Origin of the sequence: Bacillus yapensis, assembly GCF_005280205.1 — a bacterium.
In the GTDB taxonomy this organism is placed as follows: domain Bacteria; phylum Bacillota; class Bacilli; order Bacillales; family Cytobacillaceae; genus Robertmurraya; species Robertmurraya yapensis.
The window spans coordinates 68235-85337 of the sequence record NZ_SUND01000004.1 but is presented as its reverse complement, the minus strand read 5'-3'; the positions used below and the strand labels follow the sequence as shown (position 1 = coordinate 85337).

At 39.8% G+C, this 17103-nt stretch carries 15 protein-coding genes; all 15 read left to right on the top strand.

Going from position 1 to position 17103, the window contains the following annotated elements; genetic code table 11:
• The first annotated feature begins 190 nt into the window (after nt 1-190).
• The 15 genes from FAR12_RS06640 (at nt 191) to FAR12_RS06570 (ending at nt 17092) form a co-directional block, all read left to right on the top strand.
• Entirely contained in the window at nt 191-1894 is a 1704-nt protein-coding gene (locus FAR12_RS06640) for an IS200/IS605 family accessory protein TnpB-related protein (RefSeq protein WP_246010312.1), read from the top strand.
• 334 nt (nt 1895-2228) lie between these two features.
• A complete protein-coding gene (locus tag FAR12_RS06635; protein ID WP_126407602.1) occupies nt 2229-4028 on the top strand; it encodes an assimilatory sulfite reductase (NADPH) flavoprotein subunit in 1800 nt (599 codons plus the stop codon).
• A gap of 31 nt (nt 4029-4059) precedes the next feature.
• Nucleotides 4060-5778 carry an assimilatory sulfite reductase (NADPH) hemoprotein subunit gene (cysI, locus tag FAR12_RS06630; RefSeq protein WP_126407600.1) on the top strand — a complete coding sequence of 573 codons (1719 nt, stop codon included), beginning with the start codon at nt 4060-4062 and terminating at the stop codon, nt 5776-5778.
• A gap of 181 nt (nt 5779-5959) precedes the next feature.
• On the top strand, nt 5960-6100 hold the full coding sequence (locus tag FAR12_RS06625; RefSeq protein WP_425456147.1) for a YezD family protein: 141 nt from the start codon (nt 5960-5962) through the stop codon (nt 6098-6100).
• A gap of 308 nt (nt 6101-6408) precedes the next feature.
• Nucleotides 6409-7125, top strand: coding sequence for a phosphoadenylyl-sulfate reductase (locus tag FAR12_RS06620; RefSeq protein WP_126407596.1), 717 nt, complete (start codon nt 6409-6411; stop codon nt 7123-7125).
• Between the two features lie 14 nt (nt 7126-7139).
• Nucleotides 7140-8207 (top strand): sulfate permease, encoded by a 1068-nt coding sequence (cysP, locus tag FAR12_RS06615; RefSeq protein ID WP_126407594.1) that lies wholly within the window; start codon nt 7140-7142, stop codon nt 8205-8207.
• Nucleotides 8208-8244: 37 nt separating this feature from the next.
• A complete protein-coding gene (gene sat / locus FAR12_RS06610) occupies nt 8245-9405 on the top strand; it encodes a sulfate adenylyltransferase (RefSeq protein ID WP_126407592.1) in 1161 nt (386 codons plus the stop codon).
• A 3-nt stretch (nt 9406-9408) separates the two neighbouring features.
• Entirely contained in the window at nt 9409-10005 is a 597-nt protein-coding gene (gene cysC / locus FAR12_RS06605) for an adenylyl-sulfate kinase (protein ID WP_126407590.1), read from the top strand.
• Between the two features lie 22 nt (nt 10006-10027).
• Nucleotides 10028-10792 (top strand): uroporphyrinogen-III C-methyltransferase, encoded by a 765-nt coding sequence (gene cobA, locus FAR12_RS06600; protein WP_126407588.1) that lies wholly within the window; start codon nt 10028-10030, stop codon nt 10790-10792.
• Between the two features lie 19 nt (nt 10793-10811).
• A complete protein-coding gene (locus FAR12_RS06595; protein ID WP_126407586.1) occupies nt 10812-11555 on the top strand; it encodes a sirohydrochlorin chelatase in 744 nt (247 codons plus the stop codon).
• The gene (locus tag FAR12_RS06590) at nt 11533-12150 is read left to right on the top strand and encodes an NAD(P)-dependent oxidoreductase (RefSeq protein ID WP_246010311.1); all 618 of its coding nucleotides are present in this window, start codon (nt 11533-11535) and stop codon (nt 12148-12150) included. The genes FAR12_RS06595 and FAR12_RS06590 overlap by 23 nt, the downstream gene beginning before the upstream one ends.
• A 135-nt stretch (nt 12151-12285) precedes the next feature.
• A complete protein-coding gene (locus FAR12_RS06585) occupies nt 12286-13323 on the top strand; it encodes a GGDEF domain-containing protein (protein WP_170972122.1) in 1038 nt (345 codons plus the stop codon).
• A gap of 104 nt (nt 13324-13427) precedes the next feature.
• Nucleotides 13428-13796, top strand: coding sequence for an ArsR/SmtB family transcription factor (locus FAR12_RS06580; RefSeq protein ID WP_126407582.1), 369 nt, complete (start codon nt 13428-13430; stop codon nt 13794-13796).
• Nucleotides 13789-15900: a heavy metal translocating P-type ATPase gene (locus FAR12_RS06575; protein WP_126407580.1), complete on the top strand. Its 2112-nt coding sequence runs from the start codon at nt 13789-13791 to the stop codon at nt 15898-15900. The genes FAR12_RS06580 and FAR12_RS06575 overlap by 8 nt, the downstream gene beginning before the upstream one ends.
• Nucleotides 15901-16123: 223 nt before the next feature.
• On the top strand, nt 16124-17092 hold the full coding sequence (locus FAR12_RS06570; protein WP_126407578.1) for an alpha/beta hydrolase: 969 nt from the start codon (nt 16124-16126) through the stop codon (nt 17090-17092).
• The last annotated feature ends 11 nt before the right edge of the window (nt 17093-17103 follow it).

Sequence of the window (17103 nt, the reverse complement as noted above, 5' to 3'; positions counted from 1 at the left end):
AAATTTAGTGAATTAAACATTGGATTTATCAACACTAGCGAGAAGACTCCTTCCTCAACGACGTAGGGAGGAGATGAATCGCTTTTTTTTGTGTCTATTTTCGAAACGAAAAGAAAACGAAAAGACAAAGTTATGAGTATTTGGTAAAATTGAATTGAGAACAAACGTTCCTTTTGGAGGTGGTTGAGAAATGAGGAAAACCTATTTTTCTAACCGTATATACAAAAATACACTGCCTGAAAAATATAACGACTCTATTTCTCATACCCTTCTTTTGTTTAGTCGTTCAAAACATTTCGTATTTCAAACACAAGTATTAGAAAAACGTTCGAATGAATCACGGAGAAAAAAATCTCTTCACCTTACCGTAAAGGAACGTTTTCAATTGAATGATCATTATGCAGGTAGTACTATTCAAGAAGCAAACACCTTGATCAAATCTCAGAATGAACTTCAAAAAATGTATATTAAAAACAAAGAAATTCAAATTACATCTGTTAAGAAAAAGATCAAATCGACCAAACGCAGTTTAACAACTCTCTTGAAAATCAAACAATCTTTTGTAAACGGAAATCCAAAATTCAATCAAACTTCCAGAGAACAACAATTTGGCCATTTTTTTGTGGTGAAATTCTATGAGAAAACAGACATTTACTATCACGCATATCAATTTGAACATGACTATTTAGATGTTCAAATTGCGTATTTCAAAAATAGATTAGGTCGATTAAAATTCAGATTAGATAGGTTGCAAAAGGAGCTAGAAAGCTTAAAACATAACACTAAAAGTGTAGTCTTTGGCACGAAAAAATTATTCAAGGCTCAACACACAAAGGAAAACTATCAAAACGACCATGAACAATGGCGAAAAGATTGGGAACAATCTCGTTACAATCAAATGACCATTAGTGGCCGAAAAGATGCCAAAGTCGGCAATTTCGTGTTTAGTTATATTCCAGAGACGAGAGAACTTCATTTCACAACCCCGGATGGTACCAAGATAGAGATTGACAATCTTGTGTTTCCATATGGTCAAGAACAGGTTAACCACGCAATTGAAACACAGATGAACTGCAAAAACAAAAAGAAATACGGCAAACCCATTGCATGGTCTGTGGAAGACCATGGGGACTATTATATTTTCAAATGCATAGTCGATGTGCCAGAGAATCCTCATAAAAATCATAGTCGGGCAGACGGCTTATTAGGTCTTGATTTAAATGTAGACCATATCGCCTGGTCCAATATTAATGCAAAAGGTCAACTGATAAAATCAGGTGTGTTTTCTTTCGATTTAGATGGAAAAACATCTGAACAAATCACAAAAATCATTGAAAACAAAGCAGTCGTTATTGTTGATTTAGCGATGAAATTAAATAAGCCTATTGCGTTGGAAAAATTAAATACCACCCAATCCAAAGTTTCTCATCCATACGGCAATAGAAAAGCCAATAAAGCGATGAGTCAATTTGCGTACAATAAAATGATTTCTGCCATTAAAAACCGGGCAGAGAAAATGGGGGTAGCCGTGTTTGATGTGAACCCAGCCTACACCTCCCAAATTGGCAAAATCAAATACATGAAGCGATTGGGAATTTCGATTCATCAAGCTGCTTCTTATGTGATAGCACGACGTGCAATGGGTTTCAAAGAAACGCTTCCACCAGTGTTGCATTCCCTGTTACCGGAGAAGATAGCAGGTCTACATCACTGGGCGCAGTGGAAGTGGATTTCGTCATGCCTGTCTGATGTTCGTAAACACACGTTCTATCGGATAGAACTTTTTGCCTGCGACAAGATTGACTCGCTGAATCAACTCTTTCCTCAAGGGGCTCTTACAGACTTGGAGGAAAAAGGTTTGTCAAAGGTGAAAAGTAGAAAATCCATGGCCTAGTTGAACGGGCAATGGTCTACTAATTTCTTTAGTAGTCTTTTTAGGAATCCCCTTCCTCAAAAATCCATTTGGATTTTAGGTGGGGGTAGTTCAATTATCGTGCAAACAAACTCCTAATCCCTACACCTACCATCAGTGTGTAACTTTGGCACCATATCGCTAAATTATTCATAAAACGATTTACTTCGTTGCATTAATTCAGTAAAATAATCAAATAACAAAAGGTTCAAAATTTTTCTGCATATAATTCCAACTTATTTGATAGGAAAAGTGAAGATATTATGGTATAAACATAATATAAAGTTTTCGAGAATTTATTGTGAGGTGGATTGTTTTGCAATTCCAGGTAGGTAACAGCCCGTTTAATCAGAATCAGGTAGAGCTACTCAACCAACTTTTAACCACATTAACCGATTCCCAGAAAATTTGGTTGAGCGGGTATTTTGCAGCATCAATTACAAGTAACACAACCAATGCTCCACAGTCGACTGAAACGACATCGAAACCAAAAAAGGAGATTACGATTCTTTACGGCTCCCAAACAGGCAATGCCCAAGCACTTTCGAAAAAGGCAGGAGCTGCATTTAAGGCAAGCGGCTTTGATGTGACTGTTTCTGCGATGAATGATTTCAAACCGAATCAATTAAAAAAGATTAGCAATCTACTAATCATTGTGAGCACACACGGAGAAGGAGATCCACCTGATAACGCGATTATATTCCACGAGTTTCTTCATGGTAAAAGAGCACCAAAGCTTGACCATGTGAATTTCTCCGTCCTATCACTGGGAGATAGCTCCTATGAATTTTTCTGCGAGACCGGAAAACAGTTTGACAAACGATTAGAAGAACTTGGCGCATCAAGAGTGTACCCTCGTTTTGATTGCGATCTTGATTTTGAAGAACCAGCAGAAGAATGGCTTGACGGGGTTCTACGTAGCCTAAATGAACAAGAGGGAGGCGTCCATCAGGAAGTCGCAGCGACGACAGTAACTCCTGCACCCTCTACTTATACAAGAAGTAATCCGTTTAAGGCGGAGATCATTGAAAATATTAATTTGAATGGCCGTGGCTCAAATAAAGAAACACGCCATCTTGAAATTTCTTTAGAGGGTTCTAACCTTACTTACAAACCTGGCGACAGCCTAGGGGTTTATCCTGAAAACGACCCTGAGCTTGTTGAATTACTCCTTCAGGAATTACCGTGGAATCCGAATGATTCAGTCACAATTAATAAACAAGGGGATATTTTATCGATTAAAGAGGCCCTTACGACTTATTATGAAATCACGGTTTTATCAAAACCTCTTTTACAAAAAATTGCTGACCTATCAACCAACAATCTTTTACAGGAACTTTTAGCTGCTGGAAATGAAGAAAAGCTGAAAGCCTACATCGATCGACGAGACCTCGTCGATTTCGTGCGTGATTACGGAACATGGGGAAGCTCAGCGCAAGAATTCGTTTCGATTTTACGGAAGATTCCAGCTCGACTGTACTCGATTTCAAGTAGTTGCCAAGCGAATCCTGAAGAGGTTCACTTGACCATTGGCGCTGTCCGCTATACAGCTCATGATCGAAAAAGAAATGGAGTATGCTCTATTTTTACAGCAGAACGCTTAAATATTGGCGACAAACTTCCTGTCTTCGTTCAGGAAAATGACAACTTTAAATTACCGGAAAATCCTGATACACCTATCATTATGATCGGGCCCGGAACAGGAGTTGCCCCATTCCGTGCTTTTATCCAAGAAAGAGAAGAAATCGGAGCAGAAGGGAAATCCTGGTTATTTTTTGGGGATCAACATTTCATGACAGATTTCCTTTACCAAACGGAATGGAAGCAATGGTTACAAAACGGTACACTTACCAAATTAGACGTTGCTTTTTCGAGAGATAGCGAAGAAAAAGTATATGTACAGCACCGCATGCTTGAGCAAAGCAAGGAATTGTTCTCATGGTTAGAGGAAGGGGCAGTAGTGTACATTTGTGGTGATGAGAAAAACATGGCGAAAGACGTACACAACACGCTTATACAAATCATCGAAACAGAAGGTGGCTTAAGCCGCGAACAAGCAGAAGAGTACCTAACCAACTTACAACAACAGAGACGTTATCAAAGAGACGTATATTAATAGAACCTTCACGGAAGGAGTTGTTTCATAAATGGGAACGGATATATTAAAGGCACCAGAGGGAACGCCTAGCAGGAACGAACATTTAAAGAAAGAAAGTGATTTTTTACGCGGGACCTTAAAGGAAGAATTTGAGGACCGCTTAAATGGTGGGGTATCAGAGGATGCTAACCAATTAATCAAGTTTCACGGCAGCTACCAACAGGATGACCGTGATCTTCGAACTGAGCGCCAAAGGCAAAAACTCGAGCCTGCCTACCAATTCATGATTCGTGTGCGCTTGCCAGGGGGAGTTTCAACACCTGAACAATGGCTTGTCATGGATGATTTATCTGAGAAATACGGAAACGGTACATTAAAAATCACGACTCGTCAAACGTTTCAGATGCACGGTATTCTGAAATGGAATATGAAGAAAACGATGCAAGGCATAAACCAGGCTTTGATGGATACGATTGCTGCATGTGGTGACGTTAACCGCAATGTCATGAGTAATTCCAATCCATTCCAATCTGAGTTACATGCTGAAGTGTATGAATGGGCGAAAAAGTTAAGTGATGACCTACTGCCACGTACAAGAGCTTACCATGAGATTTGGCTAGATGAGGAGAAGATTTTCAGCACACCGGAAGTGGAAGAAGTAGAGCCAATGTACGGCCCAGTGTACTTACCCCGTAAATTTAAAATCGGGGTTGCCATTCCACCATCAAATGACGTCGACGTGTTTTCACAGGATATTGGCTTTATTGCGATTGTTGAAGAAGGACTTCTTCAAGGTTTCAACGTTGCAATTGGCGGCGGCATGGGGATGACACACGGTGATAAAGAGACTTACCCTCAGCTTGCGAAAGTGATCGGTTTCTGCAAGCCAGAGCAAATTTATCAAGTAGCAGAAAAGACCATTACGATTCAACGTGACTACGGAAATCGTTCTAGTCGTAAAAATGCACGTTTCAAATACACGGTGGACCGACTTGGCTTGGAAACTGTCATTGAAGAACTACACAATCGTCTTGGATGGCGCTTAGAAGAAGCAAGGCCTTATCATTTTGACCATAACGGTGATCGTTACGGTTGGGTGGAAGGTACAAAAGGGAAATGGCACTACACTCTTTTTATCGAGGGTGGTAGAGTAAAAGACTTCGAGAATCTGAAGATTAAAACAGGATTGCGCGAAATCGCTAAAGTACATAAAGGTGATTTCCGCCTAACAGCCAATCAAAACTTGATCATCGCCAATGTTTCAACACGCAGTAAGAAAAAAATTAACGACTTGCTTGAGGAGTATGGGTTAACAGACGGTAGTCATTTCTCAGCTCTTCGCCGTAATTCCATGGCTTGTGTATCACTGCCGACTTGTGGTTTAGCGATGGCTGAGGCAGAACGCTATTTGCCAACACTCATCGATAAAATTGAAACGATCGTCGATGAAAATGGTTTAAGAGATGAAGAAATCACCATTCGTATGACTGGCTGTCCAAACGGCTGTGCACGTCATGCTCTTGGTGAGATCGGTTTTATCGGAAAGTCGGTAGGTAAATACAATATGTATCTAGGTGCAGCCTTTGACGGAAGTCGTTTAAGCAAATTGTACAGAGAAAACATTGGGGAAGAAGAGATTCTCAATGAGCTTCGAGTTCTATTGCCACGTTATGCCAAAGAGCGAGAGCTTGGCGAGCATTTTGGTGATTTCGTTATTCGCGCAGGAATTGTAAAAGCAACAACAGACGGCACCAATTTCCATGAATAAGAAAGATTAATATCGTGCATCGTTCAACACTACACCAGTGCTGGACGATGTATTAGAATTTTTAGAATATAAAAGTTGACAAATCACATTGAAATGGTAGGATTAATTTAACTACTTTCAATTAATGTCCTAATACACCAAAAATGGATTTTTAAATATCATGAAAGGAGGGCGAATCGACCTGAAACCAGCAGATTGGCAGAATACGTTCAAACACTTGGAAGACATGCTGGCGACGATGAAATTCGGTTCGATCACCTTAATCGTTCAGGATGGGAAAATCGTACAAATCGAAAAAAACGAAAAGATTCGTCTCCAATAACAGCACGAACACATACGGATAAGATTAAACAACTATTTATTAATATATTATTGCTGACTAGACAACTAGAGGCAGTCCTTCACGAATTTATTGGTGGAGACTGTCTTTTTTTATTAAGGCTTTTTTCCAAAACTTAGTTATTTATGGATCAGTAATGATTTCAACCCTATCTAGCTCTAAAGCAAAGATTAAAAAGCTAGACAACTAAGTTAAGAAGCACAATATGGCTTTTTCTACGTTAAAATCGGTACTAAGATTTTAACATCAATATTTATGAAACAGCCTTTAATAAAAGGAGGTTTTAACCAATGAAAGGGATTGTAACCTACGAAAATTGGCAATCTATTTCCGACTCATTCGCGATCGAGGATGAAACAAAGGGTGCACGCTCTGTTTTAGAATGGGCCTATAACGTTTATAACGACGAGAAAATTGTCTATGCATCAAGCTTTGGGGCCGAGGCTATTGTGTTAATTGATATCATTGCACAAGTGAAACCTGATGCTAAAATCGTATTTTTAGATACAGATTTACATTTCCCTGAAACCTATGACGTGATTAAAAAGATCGAAGAACGCTTTCCATCACTGCAAATTGAGAAGAAGAAACCAGCACTGACATTAGATGAACAAGCGGCTGAATATGGCACGGCGCTATGGAAAAGAGACCCGAACAAATGCTGTCATATTCGCAAAGTCGTACCATTACGCGAAACTTTAAGTACGAAAGAAGCATGGATCTCAGGCCTCAGAAGAGAGCAATCACCAACAAGAGCGAACACTGAATTCATCAATAAAGATGATAAGTTCAAAAACATCAAAATTTGTCCCCTAATTCATTGGACTTGGGATGAGGTATGGGCGTATATCCGCGAACACGACCTACCATACAATGAATTACACGATCACAATTACCCGAGCATCGGCTGCTTCCCTTGTACACAAGCGGTCTTAGCTGATGGAGATTCAAGAGCAGGTCGTTGGACTGGAAATAGTAAAACGGAGTGCGGTTTGCACACTAGCTAGAGGAGGTTGTCCAATTGATTGTTATCGCCATTCTCATTGGACTATTTTTTGCAATCAATATAGGTGCAAGCGGCGCTGCAGCCTCAATGGGTATTTCTTATGGTTCCGGAGTTGTCAAAAAGAGAATGGCACTGATTCTTTGTGCGATTGCCGTATTTCTTGGAGCCTACTTCGGTGGTGGTGAAGTCGTCAAAACATTAGGAAACGACATTGTGCCAAGTAATACATTCACAGTCTCAATAACGATCATTGTGTTGTTATCAGCTTCACTATCGTTATTCTTAGCCAATGTTTTAGGAATTCCACTATCTACAAGCGAAGTAGTCGTAGGTTCCATTGTTGGGGTAGGAATTGTCTATCAAACTCTATTTCTACAAAATCTATTATGGATTATGTTGTATTGGCTCCTGACTCCATTCATTGCCTTTTTATTAGCTCTTGCAGCTTCATTTTTATTAAAAATACCTGTAATGAAAAAAGTTCTGAAAACATCAGTAGCACTCAAGGTTTTACCATTATTAGTGGTTTTTATGGGGATGTTTGAGGCATTTTCAGCCGGGATGAATAACGTAGCTAATGCGGTTGGGCCACTCGTTGCAGCTGGCATCATGTCAACCCATTCAGGCATTTTTTTGGGTGGAATATTCGTTGCCCTAGGTGCCCTTATTTTAGGAAAAAAAGTATTAGAAACGAATGGGAAGAAAATTACCACCATACGACTGGAAGACGGCTGTATCATTTCTGGCACTGGAGCAACCATTGTAACAATCGCATCGATTTTTGGAATTCCAGTCCCATTAACCCAAATTACGACAAGCTCAATTATAGGCATCGGATTTGCAAAAGACGGAATAGCAGTTTTAAAAAAGAAAATTGTCGTCCAATTACTTACCGTGTGGATCGTATCACCCGTGATTTCAATGGTACTTTCTTATTCGCTCATCCAAATCATTATTGAGAAGAATTTCTACCCAGTTATCGTCGTGGTCGGCGTACTGATTGCTGCTCTCGGAATTGTATCTTTAATGAAAAGAAGAGACCATGAAATTATTCTAACTACTAAAGCAAGAGAGGATTCATAAACTCTCACTATATAATTAGCTGAAAGGATTGATTGTGTTGTCATTTTTACCGAAACCTCATGGAGGAACTCTTGTTCAATTATTTCACCCAGAATATGATCTAACTACCGTAAAAAATACAATCACTATTGATACAATTGCCTTAAGTGATTTAGAATTAATTGGAATCGGGCTCTTTAGTCCATTAACAGGCTTTTTAGGGCAAAAAGATTATGAAGCAGTTGTAGAAAATATGCGTCTTGCAGATGGGACCGTCTGGTCGATTCCAGTCACACTTCCAGTAAGCCACGAGGTCGCCAATACCTTAGTTGCCGGTGAATCCTATAAGCTCGAATACAAAGGAGAAGTATATGGGGTCATTACCGTGTCTGAATGGTATGAACCCAATTTACAAAAAGAAGCCCTTAATGTTTACAAAACAGAAGAAATAGCTCATCCAGGCGTGAAACGTCTTTTCGAACGAGGAGATTTGTATGTGGCGGGTGACATCGTCTTAGTTAAGAAATCTGAAAAAGGCTTATTTTCTGATGTATGGTATGAGCCGAAAGATACGCGGGCATTATTCGAGGAAAAAGGTTGGAAAACCATTGTTGGCTTCCAAACGAGAAATCCCATTCACCGTGCCCATGAATATATTCAAAAGGCTGCATTAGAAACCGTCGATGGTCTGTTTGTCAATCCACTCGTTGGTGAAACGAAATCGGATGATATCCCAGCTGATGTTCGTCTAAAAAGCTATCGTGTTTTACTAGAAAACTATTATCCAGCGGAAAGAGTTCATCTTGGGGTCTACCCAGCAGCAATGCGCTATGCTGGTCCAAGAGAAGCGATCTTTCATGCGATTGCTCGTAAAAATTTCGGTTGCACACATTTCATTGTCGGAAGAGACCATGCAGGTGTTGGAAATTACTACGGAACATATGATGCCCAACGTATTTTTAGCGAATTTACCGAAGAAGAGCTTGGAATTAAGCCACTCTTTTTTGAACATAGCTTTTACTGCACAAAGTGTGAGGGAATGGCTTCAGATAAGACCTGCCCACATAGCAAGGAAGATCGTGTGATTTTATCTGGTACAAAGGTTCGTGAAATGCTACGCGATGGCGTCTTGCCTCCATCCACCTTTAGCCGCAAAGAAGTAGTGGAAGTGTTAATCGAAGGCATGAAGGAAACAACTGTTGTAACAGGAGGACGATGAGCGGTGAAATCTACGAATCTTACATGGCATGAAGCAACAGTAGCAAAACAAGATCGTCGCAATCAGAATGGACATGGAAGCTGCGTCCTCTGGTTCACAGGACTATCTGGCTCCGGAAAATCCACGATTGCCAATGCAGTTTCGAATGAGCTTTTTCGTCAAGGCATTGATGAGTATGTCCTCGATGGAGATAATATCCGTCATGGCCTAAATCGTGACCTAGGTTTCTCTGATGCCGATCGCACGGAAAATATTAGACGAATTGGAGAAGTTGCCAAACTTTTCGTTGATAGTGGTAAAATTGTGACAACAGCATTTATTTCTCCATTTCGCTCTGACAGAGATCAGGTGAGAGCTCTTTTTGAAGAAGGAGAATTTATTGAAATTTATATTGATTGTCCAATAGAGGAATGTGAACGTAGAGACCCGAAAAAACTCTATCAGAAAGCCCGTAAAGGGGAAATCAAGGACTTCACTGGCATTCATTCTCCTTATGAAGCTCCTGAGAAACCAGAATTAACAATAGCTTCACACGAATTAACTGTGTCAGAAGCAGTGGAAAAGATACTTACTTTTTTAGAAGAAAAACATATTATTTAGCTATTGAAGGGAAGAACGTTCTATGGTTGGCAAAGTCTATTTAGTTGGTGCAGGACCAGGCGATCCAGAATTAATCACAGTAAAAGGTTTACGATACCTCCAGCAAGCAGACATCATTTTATATGATCGATTAGTCAATCCGGAACTACTTACTTACGCAAAGGAAGGGGCTCAAGCGATTTTTTGCGGAAAAGATCCAAAAGCCCATGTTATACAACAAGAAGCGATCAATCAAAATTTAGTGAAATACGCGACAGAAGGACACCAGGTCGTCCGCTTAAAAGGCGGCGATCCTTTTGTTTTTGGTCGTGGTGGAGAAGAAGCAGAGGTTTGTGTGAAAAATCAAATTCCATTTGAGGTCGTTCCAGGCATTACTGCTGGAATTGGAGCTGCAGCGTACGCAGGCATCCCCGTCACCCATCGCCATATTAGCAAAAGCTTCGCCTTCATTACCGGACATCAAGCTGGCGATGAAGAGGCTGAACAGCAGTGGTCTCATTTAGCCAAAGGCGTAGATACGATCTGTATTTATATGGGCGTCACTCATCTTGCCTCGATTGTGAGTAATCTTATCAAACATGGAAAATCACCGGACACACCGATTGCACTCATCCATTGGGGCACGTTACCTACACAACAAACCGTTGTTGGTACACTTAAAACCATTGTCGATGATGTAAAAACAGCGGGGATTACTAATCCAAGTATGACGGTGATCGGTGAGGTAGTCCGTTTAAACGAAGAATTGAGTTGGTTTAATCAAATCATCCCAGCAACGCAAGATTAGTAGGAAGGGAGAATCGTAGATGAAAGCGATCCTATATGTCGGTCATGGTACACGTTCAAAAAAAGGCGAAAACGAAGCGAAAGCATTTTTACAAAAAGTCATGGCAAAAGTTGATACTCCGATCCAAGAGATTAGCTTTCTCGAACTCTCTAGCCCTTCCATTGATGAAGGGTTTCAGCGTTGCGTAGAGAGAGGGGCAACAGAAGTGTCAGTTGTTCCAATCCTTCTTCTTACCGCTGGTCATATGAAGCATGACATCCCAGCCGAGCTTGCTGCTATTCAAACACGTCATCCTCAGATTCCCATTACATTACAACAGGCATTCGGCGTTCAGGAAAATATTCTTGACGCGATCGCTGAGCTTGTTCGTGAGAATGTTCTGGACTTGACCAGTGAGGATTCGATTTTAATCGTCGGAAGGGGCAGTAGTGATCCAGAGATTCACACGGCATTTTCTGAAATTGAAAAAGGCATTCAGGAACGTCTTTGTGTTGCAAGGATTTCCAGTTGTTATTTAGCTGCAGCCGAACCAAAATTCCATGATGGCTTAGAAGTAATGCTTGAAGAAGCTACACAACGCGTCATAGTGATTCCTTATTTGCTATTTTCTGGATTGCTTCTATCAGAAGTGATCCTATGGTGCAAAAAACGAGGACCAAAAGTGATTCAAATTGATCCTTTAAGCCGACACAAGGTGATGGAAGACGTCGTTGTCCAAATCGCGACTGAAGGGACGAAGCATGATGCAATCCTTAATGGTTAATCTGACAGGTAAAAGAGTGCTCATCGTCGGCGGGGGTACAATTGCTGCACGTAAAGGAAAGACGTTAGCAAATGAAAAAGCAATCATTACGTTTATTGCTCCCCAATTTAATGAAGAGGTGTTCGATTTATCGGAACAATATGGGTTTGAGCTGATAACCAGGGCAGCTACGCCAAGAGACTTTGTGGATGCTTTTCTCGTTATTCTTGCCACAAATAGTCGTGAAGTAAATCAAGCTTTAGCCGAAACCTTATCCCCGAACCAACTCGTATGTGTTGTCGACAAGGGCGAAGAGGGGAATGTACAATTTCCTGCGACTGTACGTCGCGGTCATCTCCAATTAGCGATTTCTACTGGTGGAGCAAGTCCGAAGCTTACGCGAAAATTAAAGAAGGAGTTAGAAGCTCAATTTGATGATAGCTGGACAAGCTATCTGGAGTTTTTAGCGAAGTCGCGCGAGATTATTAAGAATCTACCACTCTCTAAGCAAGAAAAAAATGATAGACTTAGTTCACTTTTAGACGAAATATATCGAATTGATGAAGAGGCTCAAAAAAAGGCATTAAACTTGCTCGAGTCTCAAACATTTAACTAGCGGCAAACCTAAGTCCTGTAATATAATTATATTGTTAAAACAAGCTGGCAATGTGCCAAGGAATAGTTCAAATCGTCATTATAAGTAAAGTTAATCTCACTCGATTAGCTTTTTTTCATGAAAAAGGGGACATGTATGGCACAGCAAGTAGAGAATTTAGAAGAACTAAAGAGAAAACTGTATTTATTTGCAGTACCATTTCTCATCTTCGCGCTCATCATGAATAATTTGTTTGATGCCTCCGTTGGAGTTGGCTTCTATGTGGATTTCCTATTAATCCTCTATTTTTCAATCGGATGGATATTGATTTATAAGAGAATTTTATTCCGTTTTGTAGAATTATCTAATTTAGTTTTTGTGAGTATTCATCAGATTACTCAATTTCACCAAGGTGTTCATGAAAATTTAATTGCAAAAAATGAGTCAATTGGTGATTTCTCAATGTTTATGCCATTAATTGTTGTTTTTATGTACTTAAGCTTAGGTAGAAAAAAGGGCTTACTCCTCTCATTGATACTCTTTTTCATAACACTATGTTTAGGCATCCCTTATATTACAGAGATACAGACATATGCGATGGATTCCTTGGTCAAATACTATTTAGCGAATATAATCTATATTTTAGCATTCTATTATTTACAATTTGCACTGGGTACTTTTACAGAATTAAAATCAATTAAATCCAATGCTTATGTAGATCCTCTAACAGAAATTGCGAATCGTCGAAAGATGTATTTATATTTAGATAACCATTTAAAAACGAATGATGATCTATCGGTTATTCTGCTGGATATTGATAATTTCAAGTCGATCAATGATCACTATGGCCATGATGTTGGAGATGAAGTGCTACAAGAGTTTACAAAACTGATTAGTCAACATCTTTCAGAGAAAGATATGTTTGGAAGATGGGGTGGAGAAGAATTCATGGTCTTTTCACATACTTCTGGCTCAGATGCAATGAAGTTGGCAGAAGATCTCAGAAGAACTGTCGATTATTATAGTTTCACGAAAGTTGGCCATGTCACTGCCAGCTTCGGAGTCACTAGCTATAGAGCAGGAGACACGAAGGAAAGCTTGTTTAAACGAGCAGACGTCGCGTTATATCAATCTAAAACAAATGGAAAAAATCAAGTGAATCGAATAGATGCTAAAGAACTAGGGAGAGCCTAGTTCTTTTTTTTACGATTATCATTCAAACATTTATTTGAATATACTGTGTCTGATAGTTTATAATACAATCAAATCTTCATTTGAATGATGAAAGGAAGATCACAATGCGTTCAAAAGATACTTGTGATATCTATTGTTATGACGAACCTAAAGTCAAACGAATTCAGGGTGAAATGCAAAAAGAAAAATTATCAGAAGTGGCTCTGTTATTTAAAGCACTAGCAGATGAAAATCGGGCAAAAGTCACTTTTGCCTTGTGTCAGGATGACGAGCTTTGTGTCTGTGATGTTGCGAATATTATTGGTTCTAGTGTTGCAACCGCGTCACACCATCTTAGAACTCTTCATAAGCAAGGGATTGTAAAATATCGAAAAGAAGGCAAATTAGCCTTTTATTCCCTTGATGATGAGCATATTAAGCAAATCATGACAATCGCATTAGCTCACAAGAGAGAGGTGACTGGCAATGACTGAAGAAAAAGCTCTTGAAAATTCTACAACCTATCGCGTACAAGGACTTTCTTGAGCGAGCTGTGCTAAGACGTTCGAAGAGAATGTCAAACACCTGGATGGTGTTGTAGATGCGCAAGTTAATTTTGGAGCATCGAAAATTACAGTTTACGGAAGTACATCTATAGATGCACTCGAAAAAGCTGGAGCTTTCGAAAACTTAAAGCTTCGACATGAGAAAGAACAAAGAATAGAAGCTGAACCTTTTTGGAAACAAAAAGAGAACTACAAGGTCTATATATCCTTCTTTTTACTTGTCCTCAGTTGGATGATAGGGGAGGAACAAATTTTATCAACAATAGGGTATGCAGCCTCGATTATTATTGGTGGTTATACCTTATTTATGAAGGGCTTCAAAAACCTGAGCCGATTTAAGTTTGATATGAGCACCCTTATGACCATCGCGATTATTGGTGCTGCGATGATTGGAGAATGGGGGGAAGGAGCAACTGTTGTTATTCTTTTTGCGATTAGTGAAGCGCTAGAGCGTTTTTCTATGGACAAAGCGCGACAGTCGATTGAATCGTTGATGGACATAGCACCGAAAGAAGCTCTCATTCGTCGTAAAGGGCAAGAATTCATGATTAGTGTCGAGGATATTCAGATTGGTGATATCATGATTGTAAAGCCTGGACAAAAATTAGCGATGGACGGAATTGTCGTAAAAGGAACATCAACCATTAATCAAGCTGCCATAACAGGTGAGTCAGTACCAGTAACGAAATCAAAGAACGATGAAGTATTTGCCGGTACTTTAAATGAAGAAGGTTTGCTTGAGGTAAAAGTGAGTAAATTAGTCGAAGATACGACTCTATCGAAAATCATTCATTTAGTAGAAGAAGCGCAAGCTGAACGTGCACCTTCTCAGGCATTTGTAGATAAATTCGCAAAATACTATACACCCGTGATTGTCGCACTAGCTTTTCTAATTGCCGTGATTCCACCATTATTTGGTGGTGACTGGAGCGAATGGATTTATCAAGGCTTATCTGTTTTAGTCGTAGGTTGCCCTTGTGCGTTGGTCGTTTCAACACCTGTCTCTGTGGTTACAGCAATCGGAAACGCAGCGAAAAATGGAGTCCTTATTAAAGGCGGTATTCACTTAGAAGAAGCTGGCTCCATAAAAGCCATTGCTTTTGATAAAACTGGAACTCTAACGAAGGGTGTACCTGAGGTAACTAATATCATTACTTTTGATAAAACCGAAGATGAACTTTTAACAATTGCTGCAGCAATGGAAAAGGGGTCACAGCATCCATTAGCTACGGCCATCACGAAAATGGCAGATAGCAAGGGATTAGACTTCCATAAGGTAGCTGTTGAAGAATTTAAGTCAATCACTGGTAAAGGCATCAAAGGAAAAATTGCAAACGAAATGTATTACATGGGGAGTCCAAATCTATTTGAAGAGATATTCCAACATCGTATGCAGCACTCTATTTTAGAACAAATTAAACACCTACAGAGCGAAGGAAAAACAGTCATGATAATCGGGACTATGGATGTCATCCTAGGGTTAATTGCAGTGGCAGACCAAGTGCGAGCAGCATCGAGTGCAGTTATTCGGAAACTACATCAACTTGGAATTGAAACGATTATGTTGACTGGTGATAACAAAAGGACAGCAGAAACTATTGGGAAAGAAATCGGAGTCTCAGAGATTAAAGCTGACTTACTTCCAGAAGATAAATTACATTTCATTAAAGCACTTCGCGAAGAGTATAAGAGTGTAGCCATGGTCGGAGATGGCGTGAATGACGCTCCTGCATTAGCGGCCTCAACCGTTGGAGTGGCAATGGGTGGCGCTGGTACAGATACGGCTCTTGAAACAGCAGATATTGCTTTGATGTCAGATGACTTAAGAAAATTACCTTTTACGATTAAACTAAGTCGAAAAGCACTTTGGACAATCAAGCAAAATATCACCTTTTCATTAGCTGTAAAAGCACTAGCCTTACTCTTAGTGGTACCAGGATGGTTAACTCTCTGGATCGCTATCTTTGCTGATATGGGGGCAACGTTGATCGTGACTTTGAACAGTTTACGATTATTGAGAGTGAAAGAATAAGTTCAGATATAATATTCAAACGAGAACGCGAATCGTATATAATACGACTTGCGTTTTTTTATATTGACTTGAATACTAAGTCGAAAATTGAAGAAAAGATATTAGGCAAGTAGATTTACTTTAATCAGAATTTTCACTAAACTAAGATTATCCACCAAGGTGAAGGAGGTATTAATTTAAATACACAAATGAAAGCGGATACAAAAAATAAGGAGGATGGCAAATGAAAAACAGAATCGATCCTGAATTAAGAGAAACACTCGAATTATTTCCACCACTCGCTCTTGACGCTAATAACATGAGGACCATACGTAAAATGATGGAAGAATCTAATAGTTTGGTAGAAGTTCCTGTAGATGAAGCCGTAACAATTTCAAACCAAATCATTCCTGGTCCAGATGACAATCCATCGCTTCGTGTACGAATCTATCAACCAAAAGATAAAACAGGGACCCTCCCAGGTTTATTGTGGATTCATGGCGGAGGCTATGTACTAGGGACTGCTGATGATAACGATGTCTTATGTCAACGTTTTGTAACAGATGCCAATTGTGTCGTCGTTTCTGTTGATTATCGTTTAGCACCAGAACATCCTTACCCAGCACCCCTTGAAGACTGTTACACTGCACTTGCATGGTTCTCTAATACTGCTGAAGAATTAGGTGTTGATGCTACACGAATTGGGATCGCAGGGGCAAGTGCTGGAGGTGGTCTAACAGCAGCATTATCCTTGCTAGCAAGAGATCGAAAAGGACCTGAAATTTGTTTTCAAATGCCTTTATATCCAATGATTGATGACCGAAATAATACACACTCTAGTCTTGAAATTACAGGGAACTTGATCTGGAATCATGACTTAAATGAAAAAGGCTGGAGCATGTATTTGGATGGACAGAACGGAACAGATAATGTCTCTCCATATGCTGCACCTGCCCGTGCTACTGATTTGTCTGGATTACCTTTCACCTATACTTGTGTAGGACAACTTGACCCATTCCGCGATGAGACTATCGATTACGTCACTCGACTTGCACAATCGGGGGTTGATGTTGAATTCCATCTGTATCCAGGGGCACATCACGGTTTTGAACTTATTACAACAAATGCCTCTATCAGTCAACGTGCATTAGCGGAGTATGTAGGTGCGGTTAAACGTGGTCTAAATCAAGCTGTGTATGTACAAAAAGGATAATTAGATTAGTC

Excerpts from the sequence above, each read along its gene's own strand:
- FAR12_RS06640 (WP_246010312.1), top strand. The coding sequence starts at position 191 with ATGAGGAAAACCTATTTTTCTAACCGTATATACAAAAATACACTGCCT.
- FAR12_RS06585 (WP_170972122.1), top strand. The coding sequence starts at position 12,286 with ATGGCACAGCAAGTAGAGAATTTAGAAGAACTAAAGAGAAAACTGTAT.
- cobA (WP_126407588.1), top strand. The coding sequence starts at position 10,028 with ATGGTTGGCAAAGTCTATTTAGTTGGTGCAGGACCAGGCGATCCAGAA.
- FAR12_RS06595 (WP_126407586.1), top strand. The coding sequence starts at position 10,812 with ATGAAAGCGATCCTATATGTCGGTCATGGTACACGTTCAAAAAAAGGC.
- cysI (WP_126407600.1), top strand. The coding sequence starts at position 4,060 with ATGGGAACGGATATATTAAAGGCACCAGAGGGAACGCCTAGCAGGAAC.
- FAR12_RS06620 (WP_126407596.1), top strand. The coding sequence starts at position 6,409 with ATGAAAGGGATTGTAACCTACGAAAATTGGCAATCTATTTCCGACTCA.
- FAR12_RS06570 (WP_126407578.1), top strand. The coding sequence starts at position 16,124 with ATGAAAAACAGAATCGATCCTGAATTAAGAGAAACACTCGAATTATTT.
- FAR12_RS06580 (WP_126407582.1), top strand. The coding sequence starts at position 13,428 with ATGCGTTCAAAAGATACTTGTGATATCTATTGTTATGACGAACCTAAA.
- FAR12_RS06590 (WP_246010311.1), top strand. The coding sequence starts at position 11,533 with ATGATGCAATCCTTAATGGTTAATCTGACAGGTAAAAGAGTGCTCATC.